The following is an 18,026-nucleotide window of genomic DNA, read 5'->3' as shown; positions in this document are numbered from 1 at the left end:
TTCGTTATCCTTTGCTTTTGAGAACCTCACTGATGAAGGTCGCAATCGCATCGCTGACCAGTTTCAGGTTGTCGGCTTGGGTCAGGCCCGAGGCCTTTCTGGGCGCCAGATCGTGATTGCCGTCTTCTGCCCATGCAAACTCTATGGTTGGGGAGAGTTTGTAGCCTGTAATATCGTCCCGGGTGCCGAAGGGATCGCGTGTTCCCTGTGCGATCAGCATGGGGAGGGGGAAATCCGCGAGATGTTCCGTACGCAGCTTTTCGGGTTTGCCCGGAGGATGAAAAGGATAGCCCAGACAAAACACACCTGCAATTTCAGCGGTACAGGACGAAAGGAGGGGGAGGTGGCTTGCCATGCGCCCGCCCATGGATTTCCCCGCCAGAAAGAGGGGCAAACCGGAGCTGGCCTGCCTTTTGAGGAGGCTGTCCCAGAAAGAGAGAAGCTTTTCAGCTTTGTCCGGAGGTCTTTTCTTTCCTGTTGTCCTGGGTTCAGCCATATAGGGAAATTCAAAGCGGACGATCCGCACGGATGCCTTTTGGCAGATCAGTTCTGCAGTTTCTTCCATGAAGGGGCTGTCCATGGGGGCACCGGCGCCATGAGCCAGAAAAACCTGTGCCTGAACAGTTTGATCAGGTTCATTCACTCTTAAGGGAATATCTGTCATAATGGTCTTCAATGTGATGGACCCGTGCTGGCAGGATGCCGGAAACCGGGCTTTTGAACATCAGGCGTGGAGCCCTGCAAGTAGGTGAGAGCTGCGCAAAGGATTGTACAAATGGATGATATTCGTCAAAAAGATTTTTCCAATGTTCCTGTCCAGGACATGAGCCCGGAAGAGCGCAAGGAAATGAAACGCCGTTTCACAGAGTTTGCCCAGGCTTTGCAGAACAGCAAGGCTGATTATGCCGCAGAACAGCCCGAGCCACCCAAAAAGGTTGTGAAATGGGATCCGCGTACGATGGGAAAAGCCCAGAAAGGCAAATAGCTTGCACCGGGTTTTATACAGACAGGAAAAAAGGCTTCCGCCTGGTATGGGGAAGCCTTTTGTTTTTGCTGTGTCCGGGCAGACTGCCCTGCCGTTTTCGACGGTGTTGCCCGTGACCTATTTCTTGCGGAATGAATCCAGGGTCACGACCTTGGCGGAATTGTTTTCTTCCTCTTCTTCCCCGGCTTCGGCTGTTTCTTCAGTGCCGTCATTGGCCTGCCTGTCTTCTTCATCGAGCAGGCTTTCAAGCGCTTCCTCTTCCTCCTCGTTCATGCGGGAGACATCGAACTGGAGGCCAAAGCGAACAGAAGGATCGGCGAAGGCGACGATTGATTCGTAAGGGACAGTCAGGCGCTCGGCAACATCAGAGAAGGAAAGCGTAATGGAAAATTCCTTGTCGCCGATTTCCAGATCCCAGAACTGATACTGCAGGATAATGGTCATCTCGCCGGGATAGCGGGCGCGCAGATGATCGGGAATCTCGACGCCGGGATGGGATGTCTGGAAGGTGATGTAGAAATGATGCTCGCCCGGTAAACCGTTTTCATTAACGTATTCAAGCGCTTCCCTGACCACGCCCAGCAAGGCACGTTCAACCATGTGGTCGTAACGCATTTCACCCATCTGAACGCCATCATCTTCTGACATGAAATCATCCTGCGGGCCGAGCCCTTAGCAACATTGAAAAATGAATTGGTATTCTGTCTGTCTGATCCTTAAGGAACAGTCAACCCGCTAGATAAGACGGACAGGAATTTTTGGCGAATGAGGTTTTTCGATCCGCCAATGGCTGTTTCCGTTCAATAGTTCCGGATCACAAAATGCTTCGTTGTGGTCTCGACCACTTCCCAGTAACCCTCAAAGCCGTTCGGGATCATGAACGAATCACCTGTTTTGAAATCCTGGGCCTGACCGTTCTTGTCGATCAGCCGGCAGTGGCCGGAAACGATGTAACAGAATTCGTCCTTGCCGGTGAAGGCATGCCATTTGCCGGGGGTGCTTGTCCAGGTGCCGGACATCAGGACCCCGTCCTCGCTTGTAAAGCGGACCGTGGAGACATGATGGGGATCTCCCTCGACGACACGATCCGGAAGATCCTTCAGGCGACGTTCGCTGAATTCCCCGTTGAGATGGGCAAAGTTGATAACGGCATGTTTGTCCATGACTGACTCCCGGTTGTCATCATTTTTGTTTGTTGCCTTCTTCTAAAACAGGAAAGGACCCGACAGGCAATAAAAAAGCTTTCGCTGAGGAGCGTTTGTCATAAGTCAGAAGAGGTGATGTTCCGGGTATGACCGACTTTTTCAATCTTACAAATTTGTAAGGTACCTCCCAGAGAACTGTTATTTCGGCGCGATAATCTTTGCCTGTTTGATTGATTGCCAACAGAGAGAAAATCATGCCGCCCAGAAAAGGTCTTGCCATCAGCCTCCTGGCTTTTTTGTTCCCGCTTTACTGGATCGTACCGCTTTTCGGGCAGTATGACCCTGTGTCTGTGACCAGCCTGTATCTGGGATGTGTTTCGCTGATTGCCATGGGGCTGGTCCAGCTCATGGCGACCCGATTGCCTGTTCTGGAAGAGCTGTTCGGGAGTCTGGACAGGCAGTATCTTCTGCACAAATGGCTGGGTATCTGTGCCGTCCTTGCCTTTTTACTCCACGACATGCTGGAGCCGGAGTTTGCAGGACTTGGGCCGGAGACGGGGTTGAGTGATTTCGGCGCAGAGCTTGGGGAAATCGCCTATTACGGTCTGTGCGGGCTTGTGCTGGCCAGCCTTTTGATGCTGATTCCCTACCACATCTGGAGGTGGAGTCACAAATTCACGGGATTGCTTTTTGCCTTGTCTGCGCTCCACTTTGTACTGGTGCTCAAACCAGTGGATCTGAGCGATCCCCTTTCCCTCTATGTGCTGTTCTTCTGTGTGGTTGGTATTTTGTCCTACCTCTATACACTTTTGCCATGGCACCTGTTCCGTCAGGGATTTGATTACAGGATTTCATCGCTGGAAAGGGCAGGAGGCGCACTGTCTGTGTGGCTTGAGCCGCTCGGGAACAAACTGTCAGGTCGGCCGGGGCAGTTTGCCTTTGTCCGTTTTGATGGCTCTGTGCCCACAGGGCCCCATCCCTTCTCGTTCAGTTCTGCCCCTGATGAGGGTGGACGAATCAGATTTACAATCCGGAATCTGGGGGATGACACGGCGTTGATGCACAGGGTCTTGAAAGAAGGCGACCGCGCCCGGATATCGCCTGCATTTGGGCGGTTCCAGACTGACCGGAAATCCTGTCGGGAAATCTGGATCGCGGCCGGGGTCGGGGTTACGCCTTTTCTGGCAATGGCCCGGGCTTACCGGGGGGAGAAAAAGGTCGATCTCTTCCATACTGTTCGTGACGGGAAGGATGCGATTCATTTCGACGAACTCAAGGCCGTGGCAGCACGCTATCCTGATTTTTCCGTTCACCTTGTCGAGAGCCGCGGGGGAGAGCGCCTCTCTGTCAGTCAGATTATCAGGGAAACGCATGTGAACATCCGGCAGCTGTCTGTCCTTTTCTGTGGCCCTTCGGCCATGCGCAGGGAGTTTCAGCGGGATTTTGTCAAAAGTGGCCTGCCCGGACGGCGCTTCAGATATGACCATTTCGAGCTTCGCTCCGACATTGGCCTGAGCAAAACGGTTCGATGGCTGCTGTCGGGCTGTGCAAGGGTTGTCCGTAATCTCTCGGGAGCCCGTGGCAGAAGCACAGGCTGAAATCCGGAAAACAGCATTGAAGACAGTTTGGGGAAGCAGTGGAGGCGTTCTGTTGCCAGGTGCCTCCGAACCCCGCCTGAGAGTGTGACGTCTCAGGGCTTAAAAGGCGATAGCCATGACTGCATTACGCAGCAACAGCCATCTCACGAGAGTTGTCATTTGCAACTACTTCGATGGCCCGATAACGGCGGAACCATGCCGGGTACCGAACAAATCTTTACCACGCGTGTCGATCCTGTTTCGCCCCCATGGCTCCCCGAAGGGATAATGGTGGAGGCGCCGGGTACCGCCCCCGGGTCCACAACGCTTATTCCATAAGCCCGTTTAGCACCATAACTGGCAAGCCAGTGCCCCTAATATAATCACTTGCAGCGGGGGATCAAAGGATTCCTGTGCGGAAAGGGAAAATTTTCAAAGGCTTCAGGACAGTGTCTGTTTTCTGTCTCTGCGCTTTTGGAGGAGATGGCTGAGGAACAGGGCGAAGGCTCCCATTGCGGCCATGGCCAGAGCCGGACCCCACAGACTGGCAAAGTCATCAAGTCTCGCATCTTCCGGTGCTTCGGGGTTGTAAAGGATCGTAACCGGGTCCCCTGCTGAATGGATCGGGCTTTGTGAGCCGGTGCCGGCCTGGAAGTTGATGGCCCTGCCATCCCGGGTCATGAAGCGCACGACCGGGAAATAGAGGGTCTGTCTCTGTTTGTCTGAATCCTTGGCGGTGTTTTCAATCGCAACGATATCGACCACTTCACCGTCCGCACGCAGGGCGTCATCCAGATAGGACCAGGTGTGAATGGCCCAGCCAAACCCGAAGGCGAAGAAAAGCGTTGCTGCAAAGCGGACGAGGCGGGGAAGATCAAAAGACTTTTTCATGTGCTTGGCCTTTTGCGAAAAAACAGACAGCAAAAAACGGAAAGGCTTTTGCTTTTGTCTGAAAAGCTGCATTACGATAAGACCATAACTCTGCTTGATCATTTCGGGAAATACAATGCAGCAATATCTGGACCTGATGCAGGACATTCTGGACAATGGCACGCAACGCGGTGACAGAACAGGGACGGGGACTCTCTCTGTTTTCGGACGCCAAATGCGGTTTGACCTTTCGAAAGGCTTTCCCATTCTGACAACCAAAAAGCTGCATCTTCGCTCCATAATTTACGAGCTGCTCTGGTTTCTGAACGGTGATACCAACATTCGCTATCTGAAGGAAAACGGTGTTTCCATCTGGGATGAATGGGCCGATGAGAACGGGGATCTCGGGCCGGTTTACGGGCACCAGTGGCGCTCCTGGCCTGCGCCGGATGGCTCGACAATTGACCAGATTGCGATTCTTCTGAGGGACCTGAAGGACAGACCCCATTCCCGCAGACATATTGTGTCGGCCTGGAATGTTGCAGAGGTCAACAACATGGCCCTGCCCCCCTGTCACAGTCTTTTCCAGTTCTATGTGGCGGATGGCCGTTTGTCCTGCCAGCTTTATCAGCGCAGTGCAGATGTCTTTCTGGGTGTCCCTTTCAACATCATGTCCTATGCGCTGCTGGTTCACATGATTGCACAGCAGGTTGATCTGGAACCTGGAGATTTTGTCCATACCTTCGGGGATGCCCATCTTTATCTCAATCATCTGGACCAGGCGCGCGAGCAGTTGCAGCGAACCCCCGGGAACCTGCCGTCCCTGGAGCTTCAGCGAAAGCCGGAGAGCCTGTTCGACTACCGGTTCGAGGACTTTAAAATCACGGGCTATGATCCGCAGCCGCACATTGCCGCACCGATTTCAGTTTGAGGAGTTTTGAAATGATCATTTCCATGATCGTCGCCCACGGGCGCAACCGTGTGATTGGCGTGGACAATGTCATGCCATGGCATATCCCTGCCGATCTGAAGTTTTTCAAGGCCAAGACGCTGGGGAAACCGGTCGTGATGGGGCGCAAGACCCTGCAGTCCATTGGACGCCCCCTGCCTGGTCGCCCCAATATTGTCGTCACGCGCGATGAAAGCTTTGCTGTGGAAGGAACCACCCGTGTTTCCAGTCTGGACGAGGCGATTGAGGTCGCAAAAGGCAAGGCTGCTGAACTGGGTGTCGAGGAGATCATGATTGTCGGGGGCGGACAGATCTATGAACAGATGCTGGCCCGGGCAACACGGCTTTATCTGACCGAAATTGACCTGGCGCCGGAAGGTGATGCCTTCTTCCCGGATTATCGGGCACAGGGAAGCTGGTCGGAAAGCTGGCGGGAGCACCATGAGGCTGAAGGCGATCAGCCCGCCTTTGATTTTGTCGTCTACGAAAGAGACTGAAGGTTCCTGCCAGACCATGAACAGGAAAGGGCGGAAGAGTTTTTCTTCCGCCCTTTCGTTCTGTTTTGCTGCCCCGGTTTCATTGCCCCGGTTTCATTGCCCCGGTTTCATTGCATCGAGATGCTGGGGGCCTTTGGGGCTGGTCCTGCCAGCTGGGCATGGACCTTTTGTGCGATGTCGGCGTAGCGTCTGGCGTGATCTGATTCCGGTTCGGAAACAACCACCGGACGCCCTTCGTCCGAGGTCACCCTGATATCGAGGTGCAGGGGCATTTCTCCCAGGAAGGTTGCGCCCAGTTTGGCCGCTTCCCTGCGGGTTCCCTCGTGCCCGAAAATGTGTGCTTCATGACCGCAACTCGGACAGATGTAGACACTCATGTTTTCCACAAGGCCAAGCACGGGAACGTTCACTTTCTTGAACATGTTGATGCCTTTGCGGGCATCCAGCAGGGCAATATCCTGTGGTGTGGAAACGATCACCGCTCCGTCCAGGGGAACCTGCTGGGCCATGGTCAGCTGCGCATCACCGGTGCCGGGCGGCATGTCGACAACCAGAACATCCAGCTCGCCCCACAGAACGTCACGGAGCATCTGGGTCAGAGCACTTTGAACCATCGGGCCGCGCCAGATCATGGGAGTGTCTTCCTCGACAAGGAAGCCGACAGACATGCACTTGATGCCATGCGCGCTCATGGGCTCCAGTGTCTTGCCGTCGGGAGAGGAGGGGCGACCGGAAATTCCCATCATGCGCGGCAGGGACGGGCCGTAGATATCAGCATCCATCAAACCGACAGAAAGCCCCTGTCGTGCAAGAGCCAGAGCAAGGTTTACGGCTGTTGTGGACTTGCCGACGCCACCCTTGCCGCTGGCAACGGCAATGATGTGTTTGATGCCGTCAATGTTGAGCTTCTTGCTGTCCGCTGCAGGGCGCTGGGCCTGTTGCGGTGCCTGCTTGGGTACAGAGGCCGGGGACTGGCTGTGAGCAGTCAGGATTGCGCTGACAGACAGAACGGACTTGATGTTGTGAACAGCCTTTTCGGCAGCCTTGCGCAGGGGCTCCATCTGGGGAGCCCTGGCAGGGTCAATTTCGATGGAGAAGCCGACATTGCCATCCTTGACCACCAGTCCCGAAATCATGCCCAGTGACACAATATCCTTTTTCTGTTCCGGTTCAAGAATGGTTGAGAGTGCATCCAGAACGTCTTTTTCGGTTACTTTGCTCATTCTGACGGGCTTCCTTCCTGCGGGGTGTCCCATGAAGATATCTTTGGCTTTATGGCATATAAGGTGTGCAGATTTTCATTGTCCAGTACCAGATGGAAAAAACCGGGCAAAAAGGCGAAAGAATTTTGCATGATCCATTGTGTCCCCTGTTTATCCCCTTATATAAGTTTACAGAGCCATAAGCGGGTGGAGAGCTTTTAAGCGACTATTCTTGAATAGTCTTTTGCTTGCAGTATCGGGACTGGTCTGCGAAGCTTTTTGCCTACCTTTGATATTAAAGTCTTGAAAACAGGGAATTCTAAATGCCTTGGGAAAATAAGGGTAATGGCGGCGGCCCATGGGGCGGCGGCGGTGGTGGTAATCGCGGCAGCGGTGGAGGTGGCGGCGGTCAGCGCCCGCCGGACATCGAGGAAATGATCCGTATGAGCCAGGACCGCATGAAAAATGTAATGCCGGGCGGCGGTGTGGGACCCAAGGGGATTCTGGGACTTGGATTCCTGATTCTGCTGGTCTGGCTGGCATCCGGGATCTATCGCGTCGAACCGAACCAGCAGGGTGTGGTTTTGCGCTTTGGCGAGATGGTGAAAATCACCAATCCCGGACTCCACTGGCATGCTCCCTATCCGATTGAAACGGTTCTGCGTCCTGAAGTCACAACGATTCACCAGATCGATATCGGTTTCCGTGGTTCCGGTGCCGGTAACAGAAATCAGCGTCGCGATGTGGCCGAGGAAAGCCTGATGCTGACAGGTGATCAGAACATCATTGATATTGATCTGACCATTCAGTGGAAAATTTCCGATCCGTTCCAGTACCTCTTTAATATTCGCGATCCTGAGGCGACTGTAAAAATTGCAGCAGAATCAGCGTTGCGTGAAATTATCGGTCGCACTGATATTCAGCCTGCCCTGACAGAAGCACGTGGCGCCATCGAACTTGATGTTCGCGACAGCCTGCAACGGATTCTGGACGGTTACGAGGCCGGTGTTCAGATCACCGAGGTTCAGCTCCAGGACGTTGCGCCACCGGCTGCTGTTGTGGATGCCTTCGATGATGTCCAGCGTGCCCTGCAGGATCGGGATCGCCTTCGCAACGAAGCCGAGCGTTACCGGAATGACATCCTGCCCCGCGCACGGGGTAATGCCCAGAAGATGATCCAGGAGGCTGAAGCCTACAAGGAAAGTCTTGTGAACGAGGCAACCGGTGAAGCTGACCGCTTCCTGTCCATCTATCGTGAGTACAAGCAGAATCCAGAGGTGACAAAGCGCCGGATCTATCTGGAAACCCTTCAAAAGGTTTACAAGAATACGGACAAGGTCCTTCTGGACAAGAATCAGGGTGATGGTGTGATTCCTTACCTGCCCCTGAATGAACTGCGCAACAGCAACCGCTAACCGGGGAGACAAATCATGAAAGGTATTACCGGATTTATTGTCGGCGCGGTTATAGCTGTGCTTGCAATCGTGGGCTACACATCACTCTTTACAGTGGATGAAGCCGAACAGGTTATGGTTCTGCAGTTTGGTCAGTACAAACGGACTGTTCAGGAACCTGGACTGAACTGGAAACTGCCCTGGCAGGATGTGCAGCGTTATGAAAAACGCGTTCTCAATCTTGATCCACCGGAAGCCCGTATGATCCTGGCGGATCAGAAACCGCTTCTGATCGATTCCTTTGCACGCTATCGCATCACGGACCCGCTGGAATTCTTTAATTCCGTGCGAACCGAAGCCGGTGTGGTTCAGCGTCTGGGACCGATTATCAATGCAAGCCTGCGGAGCTCCCTTGGTAAGGTGACCCTGACATCTGTTCTGTCTGCTGATCGTGATGCCATCATTGGCGAGGTCCTCAAGGCAACCAATGAACAGGCGCAGCGCTTCGGTATTGATGTGCTGGATATCCGCATCCGTCGTGCCGATCTGCCGGTCGAGACATCCCAGGCCGTGTATCAGCGGATGCGCACCGAGCGTGAGCGTGAGGCTGCCGAGTTCCGTGCCCAGGGTTTCGAGCAGTCTGAACTGATCAAATCCACGGCTGATCGTGAAGCAACTGTGATCATGGCCGAGGCAACACGGGAATCCGAGATTCTCCGTGGTCAGGGTGATGCGGAAAAAACCCGTATCCTCAACGATGCCTATGGTCAGGATGCGGATTTCTTCAAGTTCTTCCGGACCATGCAGGCTTACGAGCAGTCTTTGACCAACAACAAGACCTACATGGTTATCTCGCCTGAAGGGGATTTCTTCGAGTTCCTGAGAGGGGCGACACCGGAATAGATTGCCGGGTTGTTGCGAAAGGGGGAGCCTTGAAAAGGGCTCCCCCTTTTTGTTTCCGGGTTAGTTTTTTTTGGGTTCCGTGTTTTCCAATTATGTGCTTTTCTGCGGCAAATGCGGATTCAGTTGTTGTGAAACGGAAATCCGAATCAGGAAAAGAGCTGAAACAATCGGCCTTAAGGTAAGTAGAACAGAGGTGGTTTCGGTGGAACAGTTTCTTATAGCTCTTGCATTAATGTTGGTGATTGAAGGGCTTTTTATTGCTGTTTTTCCGTTACGTTTGCGGCAAATACTTGAAATGATGAATGAAATGCCGCCTTTTGTTTTGCGCTATGGCGGCATCGTTGCAGCATCCATGGGGATTTTTTTCCTCTGGCTCCTCAAAATTTCATGATCTGCAGTCCCTGTCACAGTAACGTGACAGGAAGGCCTCTTGTTGTGGCGGACATTGTGACAAAGATTAATTGAGACGATCTTTCGTCACAAAAGGCGCGACCTTTCCGAATTCGAACCATATTATTGCCCCTTTCTGTGGTGATTTTTGATCCAGGGCAGACAGGAAACCGCATAATTGACATACAAGGTTCCGTCTGCGGGTAGGTTGCGTTTAATAATCTGACATCATTTTTCCTGTAGGGTGCTGATGTCATAGCAAGAAGAGGTCCGTTGTGAACTCCGTTAAAACAACTCATGCCAGAGTACTGGCCCAATCGAAGCCGGCACCCAAGTCCATGCTGGTTTTCGGTCTTTTCCTTTCAGTCCTGATGGCTCTGAATATCAATCTGGCGCAGGCCCGTTCTGCACCGGAGAGCTTTGCCGATCTGGCAGAGGAGCTGCTTCCGAGCGTTGTCAACATCATTGCGCTTCAGGAAGCTCCTGATGAGGAACCCCAGGCCCAGGTGCCGCAGGGGGAGAACTTTGAAGAATTTTTCCGCGACTTTTTCGAACGCCGTGGTCAACGCCCGCCGGAGCAGCGCCGCGGCAATGCCCAGGGTTCCGGTTTTATCATTGATTCCGATGGTTTCATTGTGACCAATCACCACGTGATTGATGGCGCAGATGCCGTGTCTGTCCGCATGCAGGATGGCACAGAGCTGGAGGCTGAAGTCATCGGCAGTGATGAACGCACAGATCTGGCACTGCTGAAGGTCAAGTCGTCCGCTTCCCTGCCGGCTGTTGAATTCGGCGATTCCGACGATGCGCGTATCGGCGACTGGGTGATTGCGATTGGCAATCCCTTCGGTCTTGGCGGTTCTGTTTCTGCAGGGATTATCTCTGCACGGGCCCGTGATATCCGCTCCGGCCCCTATGATGATTTCATCCAGACGGATGCCGCCATCAACCGCGGGAACTCTGGTGGTCCCCTGTTCAACATGGAAGGTGAGGTTGTCGGTGTAAACACTGCGATCTTCTCTCCATCCGGTGGCTCTGTCGGTATCGGTTTCTCCATCCCGTCCAATCTGGTCGAGAACATTGTTGCCCAGCTGCGCGAGAACGGTGAGGTTCGCCGGGGCTGGCTGGGTGTTCGTATCCAGACGGTAACCGAGGAACTGGCTGAAGGTCTGCGTCTTGATGAAGCTGCCGGTGCGCTGGTTTCGGAAGTCAACCCGAACGGTCCGGCCGGCAAGGGCGGCATCCAGCAGGGCGATGTAATCCTGAAGTTCGACGGACGTCGCGTGCCGGAGATGCGCAAGCTGCCGCGCATGGTTGCTGAAACGGCAATCGGCAAGGAGGTCAAGGTTGAAGTCTGGCGCAAGGGCAAATCCAAAACCCTGACTGTTGTGCTGGGTGAACTGGAAGATGAGGTCGCGGCTGCTGCGGCTCCACAGGAACCGGAGCCTCCCAAAGGCAATACTCCGACTGAGGTGATCGGCGAGATCGGTATCAGCCTGGCAACCCTGAACAATGAGCTGCGTGAGCGTTACAGCTTCTCGCAGGATCAGGAAGGTGTTGTCGTCACTTCCATTGATCCGGCCGGAACTGCGGCAGAGAAAAACATTCAGGAAGGTGATCTGATCATCGAGGTTGATCAGGAGAAGGTTTCCGCGCCCGGTGATGTTGAAGACCTGATTGCAAAGGCCAAGGACGCGGGCTATCGCGTTGTCACCCTGCTGGTCAATCGTCAGGGGCAGCACACCTGGGTCGCGGTCAAGCTGAAAGACTGACGGTCGATCCGTTCGCGAAAATGGAAAAGGGCGCCCTGAGTGGCGCCCTTTTTGTATCTGCCCTTGTTTGTGTTCGGGTTTATGCTTGGAGGATTTCGCTTTTCCTGTAGCCCATAAAATAGAGCAGTGTTGTCAGATCGCCGTGCCGGACTGACCAGGGTGTTGCCTTCAGAACGATTGGCTTGGGGTGATAGCCTACGCCCAGTCCCACGGCTTTGAGCATAGGGATGTCGTTGGCTCCATCGCCGGTAGCGCAGATCTCCTCAATCCCGATGTTCTGACGGTTTGCAAGTTCCCGGGCAATCGAAAGCTTTGCATCCGGTCCCAGAAGGGGAGGAGTGAGCTTTCCGTTCAGAGTGTTTCCATCAAATTCCAGCGTGTTGGCGTAGGCTTCGTCAAAACCGCAGAGCGTCCGGACATGATCTGTAAAGATCGTGAAGCCGCCGGATACGAGAGCTGTGAAAACGCCATGGGCCTTGAGTGTCTGAATGAGACTGCGGGCACCTGAATGCAGGGTGATGCTGTTTTTGAAATGCTCCAGCTGATCCCGATCCAGACCTTTGAGGCGTTGAACTCTTGTACGGAGGGATTCCTCAAAGTTCAGTTCCCCGCGCATGGAGCGAGCGGTGATTTCGCTCATCTCTGCGCCAAAGCCCAGTTCTTCGGCAATCTCATCCAGCATTTCCTGCGGGATGATTGTGGATTCCATATCTGCCACCAGCATTTTTTTACGGCGGTGTTCTGTTGGCTGAAGACACCAGTCCAGTGGGGCATCCCTCAAAAGAAGGCGGGTCGCGTCAAGGAGACTCCTGTTCTCATCCGGGGTCATGTCCACAATGAAGTCGCAGACCTGTCCTTCAGAGAGCCAGACAGGAGCGGAAGGAGCGAGTTTCTGGTTGCGAACAAGCTGTCCGGTTGCTTCCAGAAGATCAGCCGGGATTTTCTGGTTTTGTGCTGCTGTCAGTGTCAGGGCGTATTCAGAGCGGGGGAGGGCATCCATTGTTCTCGATCCTGTTAGCCGGTGGCGCTTGGTGACCGAAGCTGGTCCGCAAAGGCTTCAGCGGTTATAGTCTGGAACTCCGAATTATATCGCCTGGTTGCTTTAACGTCATGTCCCGGGTAGGAAAAATCTGAATATTCAGGGAAAACAGTTCAAGTTGAAGGTCTCCATGTCAAAGTCGTCCAGTTTGCCTGCCGTTGTTTTGTTGACCGGTCCCACAGCGAGCGGAAAGTCGGGTCTGGCAGTTCGCATTGCGGAAGAGCTGGACGGGATTGTGATCAATGCAGATTCCATGCAGGTCTACAGTGATCTTGACGTTCTGACGGCCCGTCCTCCTCGCGCGGATCTGGATCGGGTCGAGCACCGCCTTTACGGGGTTCTGGACGGAGCTGAATGCTGTTCGGCCGGTCGTTGGCGGGGTATGGCGCTGGCTGAAATCGATCGGGGACTTTCTCAGGGGAAGCTCCCGGTTATCGTCGGCGGCACCGGTCTTTATATCAAGGCTCTTGAAGAGGGCATTGCCGAGATACCTGCCGTACCTGAAGAGGTGCGTGCAGAGGGAATGGCGCTGTGCAGAAGTGAGGGAGGGGAGGCTTTTCGTGCCCGACTCATGGAGCTTGACCCGCAGGCAGCTTCGCGTTTGACAGCAGGGGACACGCAGCGCCTTGTTCGTGCCTGGGAGGTCTGGCGTCATACCGGTGTGACGCTCAGTGACTGGCATCAAAAGGGCCGGGAACAGGTTTTGGAGCCTGCGTTCAATTTTGTTCGCATGGCCTTGATGCCGGATCGTGAGCGCCTGTATGACAACTGTAACAGACGCTTTGATCTGATGCTGGAGCAGGGAGCTCTGGAAGAGGTGAGAAAACTGCTGGAGCGCCAACTGCCCGGAGATCTGCCTGTCATGAAGTCGCTGGGAGTGCCGGAACTGGCCGAATATTTGAGAGGGAATCTGAGCCTGGAAGAGGCCAGGCCTCTGGCCCAGCAAAACACCCGGCGCTATGCAAAAAGGCAGATGACCTGGATCAGAAACCAGTTTTCTTCGTCAAAATGGATTTCTGAGCAACTTTCGGAAAGTTTTTTGCCTGAAATTTTTAATTTTATTCGCCAAAGTGCTTGACCACTCATTTTGGAGAGGGTAGCTTGCGCTCGCATTGCAGGGTGCAGGTCTCTGTGGTGTTTTACCGGAATTTGGCGCTTTGAGAAGCGGGGGGTTTTCGAATGGTCGAAAAACAGCCGCCTGAAGCCGGACTGTTGCCAAAGCGGCAATGGCGAGAAAATTTCTCAAATGCGACATTTCGGGTTGCCACCTGCCTGCCACGCGGTAATCTTCGCACTGGTGCAGAACCTGAATCAGTTTTTAGTGAAAAGGAAACGTTACATGGCATCGGAATTGATGACCGGCGCAGCCATCCTGATCAAGGCCCTGAAGGAACAGGGCGTGGACACCGTATTCGGATATCCGGGCGGCGCTGTACTTCCGATTTATGACGAACTCTTCAAGCAAAATGATATCAGACACGTTCTTGTGCGTCAGGAAGGTGGTGCTGTTCATGCTGCCGAGGGTTATGCGCGTTCGACCGGCAAGGTCGGTGTTGTTCTGGTGACTTCCGGTCCTGGAGCCACCAATGCCGTTACAGGTCTGACAGATGCCATCATGGACTCAATTCCACTGATTTGTCTGACAGGCCAGGTGCCGACACATCTGATTGGAAATGATGCCTTTCAGGAGGCGGATACCACAGGCATCACACGCCCTTGTACCAAGCACAACTATCTGGTCCGCGAGACCTCCGATCTCTCCCGCGTGGTTCACGAAGCCTTCCATGTGGCCTCAACAGGCCGTCCGGGACCTGTGGTGATCGATCTTCCGAAGGACGTTCTCCAGATCAAGGATGATACCTATCTGGATCTGAGCGATTTTTCCCATCCGACCTATCAGCCGCGCGTCGACGGTGATGAAGCTGCGATTGAAAAGGCAATGGAAATGCTGGCCAATGCCAAGCGTCCTGTTTTCTACGTCGGCGGCGGGGTGATCAATTCCGGTCAGCCGGCGACAGATGATCTGATCGAGCTGGTTCGCCTGACCGGTGCGCCGATCACCAACACGCTGATGGGACTGGGTGCCTATCCCGGCAGTGACGAGCTGTTCCTTGGCATGCTGGGGATGCACGGAACCTACGAAGCGAACCTGGCCATGTACAACTGTGATGTCATGGTAAACATCGGTGCGCGTTTTGATGATCGTGTGACCGGTCGTGTTGACGGTTTCTCGCCTGACTCATTCAAGATCCATGTCGATATTGATGCCAGCTCCGTCAACAAGAACATCATTGTTGATCTGCCGATTATTGGCGATGCGGGCTCCATCGTGAAGCGCATGCTCGAGATCTGGAAAGAGAAAAGTTACAAGCTGGATGAAACATCCCTGAAGTCCTGGTGGAACCGCATCCGCGAATGGCAGGCGCGTGACTGTCTGGCTTACAGTCAGACAGATTCCATTATCAAGCCGCAGCATGCGATCAAGCGCCTCTACGAACTGACACGGGATCGCCGTCCCTACATCACGACAGAGGTTGGTCAGCACCAGATGTGGGCGGCCCAGTATTTCCGTTTCGAGGAACCCAAGAAATGGATGACGTCCGGTGGTCTTGGAACAATGGGCTATGGCCTCCCGGCTGCCATGGGGGTCCAGTGGGCGCATCGGGACGAGCTGGTTATCGATATTTCCGGTGAGGCTTCCTTCATGATGAACATGCAGGAGCTGGGAACCATTGCCCAGTACAAGCTTCCTGTGAAGATCTTCATTGTGAACAACCAGTGGATGGGGATGGTGCGTCAGTGGCAGGAACTGCTGCATGGTTCCCGCTATTCCGAAAGCTACAGCGATTCATTGCCGGACTTTATCAAGCTGGCGGATTCCTTCGGCCTGAAGGGGATGCGTTGCGAGCGCCTGGAAGACCTCGACAGCATGATCCAGGAAATGATTGATTCCCCTGAGCCTGTCCTCTTTGACTGCTGTGTGGCGCAGGAGGAAAACTGTTTCCCGATGATCCCGTCCGGTGCAGCCCACTATGAAATGCTGCTGGGGCCGGAAGATCAGGCTGCCAAGCCAATTTCTGAAAAGGGTATGGTTCTGGTTTAGGGGACAGTGCCTTTCCCGGAGCAAACGGGAAACAATGACAAGAAACGATACGAAACTTAGCGAAAGCGCGGATTAAAGACATGACACCGCAAGATACACAGATTGTGACACGGACGATTGCCGTTCTGGTTGATAACGAACCGGGCGTTCTGGCACGTGTGATTGGCCTCTTTTCCGGTCGTGGCTACAATATCGAGAGCCTGACGGTCACCGAGGTGGAGGCCTCTGCTCACCTCTCGCGCATTACAATCGTGACCTCCGGTACCGTTCAGATCATTACGCAGATCAAGGCACAGCTGGCGCGACTTGTTCCTGTGCGCAAGGTCAGCGATCTCAGCGAGGAAGGTCAGGCCGTCGAGCGTGAGCTGGCGCTTGTGAAGGTTGCAGGCACTGGTGACAAGCGTGTAGAAGCTCTGCGTATCGCCGATATCTTCCGCGCGAGCGTTGTCGACTCCAGCCATGATCACTTTGTCTTTGAAGTGACCGGCAAGAGCGACAAGCTGGACGTCTTTGTGGATCTGATGCAACCGCTTGGGCTGATTGATGTTAGCCGGACCGGTGTTGTTGCGATTTCACGCGGGGCAAAGCCGCTTTAATTCAGACAGATTATTTATCTGTTTCTCGTCAGCAGTTTTTCGGGCAGGGTTGCTGCTGTCTTTACATATGCCGTACTCCGGGCAGGAAAATCTCCTGAAACCGCGTGCAGGCATCTTTATAAAACGGGGCTGCCATTCCGGTGGTTCTGGGTTCTATGAAAAATGGTTCACTTCGGCTCCGGCCGAAAACTATGCAAGCGCAAAAGCGCAGCTTAAGGAAGGACAAGAAAATGCGTGTCTATTACGACCGTGATGCAGACGTCAATCTGATCAAAGGCAAAAAAGTTGTGATCGTTGGCTATGGTAGCCAGGGCCACGCTCATGCTCAAAACCTGAAAGACAGCGGTGTTGCTGACGTTCGTGTTGCCCTGCGTGCCGGTTCCGGTTCTGCAGCAAAGGCCGAAGGTGCCGGCTTCACAGTCATGACACCTGCAGAAGCTGCTGCATGGGCTGACGTGACAATGATCCTGACTCCTGATGAAAACCAGGCAGAGATCTACGCAACCGAACTGGCTGCAAACCTGAAGGAAGGTTCTTCCCTGGTTTTCGCCCACGGTCTGAACGTTCACTTCGGTCTGATCGAGCCACGCAAGGATCTGGACGTGTTCATGGTTGCTCCGAAGGGCCCTGGCCACACTGTTCGTGGTGAGTACGTCAAGGGTGGTGGTGTTCCCTGTCTGATCGCGATCTACCAGGACGCTTCCGGCAACGCGAAGGACATCGCGCTGTCCTACGCTTCTGCCATTGGTGGCGGCCGTTCCGGTGTCATCGAGACAACCTTCCGTGAAGAGTGCGAAACCGATCTCTTCGGTGAGCAGGCTGTTCTCTGTGGTGGTCTGTGCGAGCTGATCAAGGCCGGTTTCGAAACACTGACCGAAGCAGGTTATGCTCCTGAAATGGCGTACTTCGAGTGTCTGCACGAAGTGAAGCTGATCGTTGACCTGATGTACGAGGGTGGTATGGCGAACATGCGTTATTCCATCTCCAACACTGCTGAGTACGGCGACTACGTAACTGGTCCGCGTATCGTAACCGAAGAAACAAAGGCCGAGATGAAGCGCGTTCTTGCTGACATCCAGTCCGGTCGTTTTGTTCAGAAGTTTGTGACAGACTACAAGGCGGGCCAGCCTGAGCTGAAAGCAACACGTCGCCTGAACGCAGAACACCCGATTGAAGAAGTGGGTACAAGCCTGCGTGCGATGATGCCATGGATTGCGTCCAACAAACTGGTGGACAAGTCCAAAAACTAGGAATTCCGGGGCTGCTGTTCATCCGGAACAGCGCTGATGGAAATTGCAAAAGGCGGTGGCTGTGAAAACAGGTGCCGCCTTTTTGTTTTCAAATTGGATGAAGAGGCGGGGAGAAAAGCGGAATCTTTGCCTAAATTCGTCTATTTTCTGCCTTTTAACCATTCGGAAAGATGGGTATGGTAAGCGAAATGAGGGGGAAATGTCTTTGTTTCGTCTTGCCGGGTACTTTGCCGGGGCATCATTGATTTTCTGATCCTGTTTTAAATCTGCCTGAAGGCCTGTTGTCTTTGTATGTGTCACAGAGATGCCATTGGTCAGAAGGGTTGAATTGATCTATCTGCATTGAGGGTGTGT

Annotated in this window: 19 protein-coding genes and 1 other RNA gene; 12 read left to right on the top strand and 8 right to left on the bottom strand. The window is 53.8% G+C overall.

Annotated elements, in window-relative coordinates:
- Positions 1 to 4: 4 nt before the first annotated feature.
- A complete protein-coding gene (locus AAAH10_RS02370) occupies positions 5 to 664 on the bottom strand; it encodes an alpha/beta family hydrolase (protein WP_343560163.1) in 660 nt (219 codons plus the stop codon).
- A 111-nt stretch (positions 665 to 775) separates the two neighbouring features.
- On the opposite strand from AAAH10_RS02370, the gene AAAH10_RS02365 reads away from it, so the two are divergent.
- Positions 776 to 985, top strand: a complete 210-nt coding sequence (locus AAAH10_RS02365) for a hypothetical protein (protein WP_343560161.1) — start codon at positions 776 to 778, stop codon at positions 983 to 985.
- Between the two features lie 117 nt (positions 986 to 1,102).
- Here AAAH10_RS02365 and AAAH10_RS02360 read toward each other — a convergent pair whose 3' ends face one another.
- From AAAH10_RS02360 to AAAH10_RS02350, 3 genes are all read right to left on the bottom strand, one after another.
- On the bottom strand, positions 1,103 to 1,633 hold the full coding sequence (locus AAAH10_RS02360; protein WP_343560159.1) for an SspB family protein: 531 nt from the start codon (positions 1,631 to 1,633) through the stop codon (positions 1,103 to 1,105).
- 152 nt (positions 1,634 to 1,785) lie between these two features.
- Positions 1,786 to 2,148, bottom strand: coding sequence for a cupin domain-containing protein (locus AAAH10_RS02355; RefSeq protein WP_343560157.1), 363 nt, complete (start codon positions 2,146 to 2,148; stop codon positions 1,786 to 1,788).
- Positions 2,149 to 2,167: 19 nt separating this feature from the next.
- Positions 2,168 to 2,410 (bottom strand): hypothetical protein, encoded by a 243-nt coding sequence (locus AAAH10_RS02350; RefSeq protein WP_343560155.1) that lies wholly within the window; start codon positions 2,408 to 2,410, stop codon positions 2,168 to 2,170.
- On the opposite strand from AAAH10_RS02350, the gene AAAH10_RS02345 reads away from it, so the two are divergent.
- Positions 2,385 to 3,728: a ferredoxin reductase family protein gene (locus tag AAAH10_RS02345; RefSeq protein ID WP_343560153.1), complete on the top strand. Its 1,344-nt coding sequence runs from the start codon at positions 2,385 to 2,387 to the stop codon at positions 3,726 to 3,728. The two genes, AAAH10_RS02350 and AAAH10_RS02345, sit on opposite strands and share 26 nt — an antisense overlap.
- Before the next feature lie 37 nt (positions 3,729 to 3,765).
- On the opposite strand, the gene ssrA is transcribed toward AAAH10_RS02345, so the two are convergent.
- Together ssrA and AAAH10_RS02335 are read right to left on the bottom strand one after the other, a co-directional pair.
- Positions 3,766 to 4,116: a transfer-messenger RNA gene (ssrA, locus tag AAAH10_RS02340) on the bottom strand.
- 32 nt (positions 4,117 to 4,148) lie between these two features.
- Positions 4,149 to 4,598, bottom strand: coding sequence for a DUF3592 domain-containing protein (locus AAAH10_RS02335; protein WP_343560151.1), 450 nt, complete (start codon positions 4,596 to 4,598; stop codon positions 4,149 to 4,151).
- 115 nt (positions 4,599 to 4,713) lie between these two features.
- On the opposite strand from AAAH10_RS02335, the gene AAAH10_RS02330 reads away from it, so the two are divergent.
- A complete protein-coding gene (locus tag AAAH10_RS02330) occupies positions 4,714 to 5,508 on the top strand; it encodes a thymidylate synthase (RefSeq protein ID WP_343560149.1) in 795 nt (264 codons plus the stop codon).
- An 11-nt stretch (positions 5,509 to 5,519) separates the two neighbouring features.
- On the top strand, positions 5,520 to 6,023 hold the full coding sequence (gene folA / locus AAAH10_RS02325; RefSeq protein WP_343560147.1) for a type 3 dihydrofolate reductase: 504 nt from the start codon (positions 5,520 to 5,522) through the stop codon (positions 6,021 to 6,023).
- A gap of 107 nt (positions 6,024 to 6,130) precedes the next feature.
- On the opposite strand, the gene apbC is transcribed toward folA, so the two are convergent.
- On the bottom strand, positions 6,131 to 7,246 hold the full coding sequence (apbC, locus tag AAAH10_RS02320) for an iron-sulfur cluster carrier protein ApbC (protein WP_343560145.1): 1,116 nt from the start codon (positions 7,244 to 7,246) through the stop codon (positions 6,131 to 6,133).
- Positions 7,247 to 7,548: 302 nt separating this feature from the next.
- On the opposite strand from apbC, the gene hflK reads away from it, so the two are divergent.
- From hflK to AAAH10_RS02300, 4 genes are all read left to right on the top strand, one after another.
- Positions 7,549 to 8,640, top strand: a complete 1,092-nt coding sequence (hflK, locus tag AAAH10_RS02315; protein WP_343560143.1) for an FtsH protease activity modulator HflK — start codon at positions 7,549 to 7,551, stop codon at positions 8,638 to 8,640.
- 15 nt (positions 8,641 to 8,655) lie between these two features.
- The gene (gene hflC, locus AAAH10_RS02310; RefSeq protein ID WP_343560142.1) at positions 8,656 to 9,522 is read left to right on the top strand and encodes a protease modulator HflC; all 867 of its coding nucleotides are present in this window, start codon (positions 8,656 to 8,658) and stop codon (positions 9,520 to 9,522) included.
- Between the two features lie 202 nt (positions 9,523 to 9,724).
- Complete coding sequence (locus AAAH10_RS02305; RefSeq protein ID WP_343560141.1) at positions 9,725 to 9,913, top strand: DUF2065 domain-containing protein; 189 nt, start codon at positions 9,725 to 9,727, stop codon at positions 9,911 to 9,913.
- Positions 9,914 to 10,187: 274 nt separating this feature from the next.
- A complete protein-coding gene (locus AAAH10_RS02300) occupies positions 10,188 to 11,684 on the top strand; it encodes a DegQ family serine endoprotease (protein ID WP_343560140.1) in 1,497 nt (498 codons plus the stop codon).
- A gap of 79 nt (positions 11,685 to 11,763) precedes the next feature.
- Here the strand turns inward: AAAH10_RS02300 and serB are convergent, their stop codons facing one another.
- Positions 11,764 to 12,684 carry a phosphoserine phosphatase SerB gene (serB, locus tag AAAH10_RS02295; protein WP_343560138.1) on the bottom strand — a complete coding sequence of 307 codons (921 nt, stop codon included), beginning with the start codon at positions 12,682 to 12,684 and terminating at the stop codon, positions 11,764 to 11,766.
- Positions 12,685 to 12,853: 169 nt separating this feature from the next.
- On the opposite strand from serB, the gene miaA reads away from it, so the two are divergent.
- The 4 genes from miaA to ilvC all read left to right on the top strand — a co-directional run bounded on the left by miaA (position 12,854) and on the right by ilvC (position 17,672).
- Positions 12,854 to 13,801, top strand: coding sequence for a tRNA (adenosine(37)-N6)-dimethylallyltransferase MiaA (miaA, locus tag AAAH10_RS02290; RefSeq protein ID WP_343560136.1), 948 nt, complete (start codon positions 12,854 to 12,856; stop codon positions 13,799 to 13,801).
- 261 nt (positions 13,802 to 14,062) lie between these two features.
- The gene (locus AAAH10_RS02285) at positions 14,063 to 15,826 is read left to right on the top strand and encodes an acetolactate synthase 3 large subunit (RefSeq protein ID WP_343560134.1); all 1,764 of its coding nucleotides are present in this window, start codon (positions 14,063 to 14,065) and stop codon (positions 15,824 to 15,826) included.
- Between the two features lie 80 nt (positions 15,827 to 15,906).
- Positions 15,907 to 16,422, top strand: a complete 516-nt coding sequence (ilvN, locus tag AAAH10_RS02280; RefSeq protein WP_343560132.1) for an acetolactate synthase small subunit — start codon at positions 15,907 to 15,909, stop codon at positions 16,420 to 16,422.
- A 230-nt stretch (positions 16,423 to 16,652) separates the two neighbouring features.
- Positions 16,653 to 17,672 (top strand): ketol-acid reductoisomerase, encoded by a 1,020-nt coding sequence (gene ilvC / locus AAAH10_RS02275; protein ID WP_343560130.1) that lies wholly within the window; start codon positions 16,653 to 16,655, stop codon positions 17,670 to 17,672.
- Positions 17,673 to 18,026: the final 354 nt, after the last annotated feature.

The sequence above is a fragment of the Carbonatibacter coralli genome (assembly GCF_039592655.1).
In the GTDB taxonomy this organism is placed as follows: Bacteria; Pseudomonadota; Alphaproteobacteria; order Kiloniellales; family Kiloniellaceae; genus Carbonatibacter; species Carbonatibacter coralli.
The sequence above is the reverse complement of the archived record's forward strand: the minus strand, read 5'-3'. Positions and strand labels throughout refer to the sequence as shown.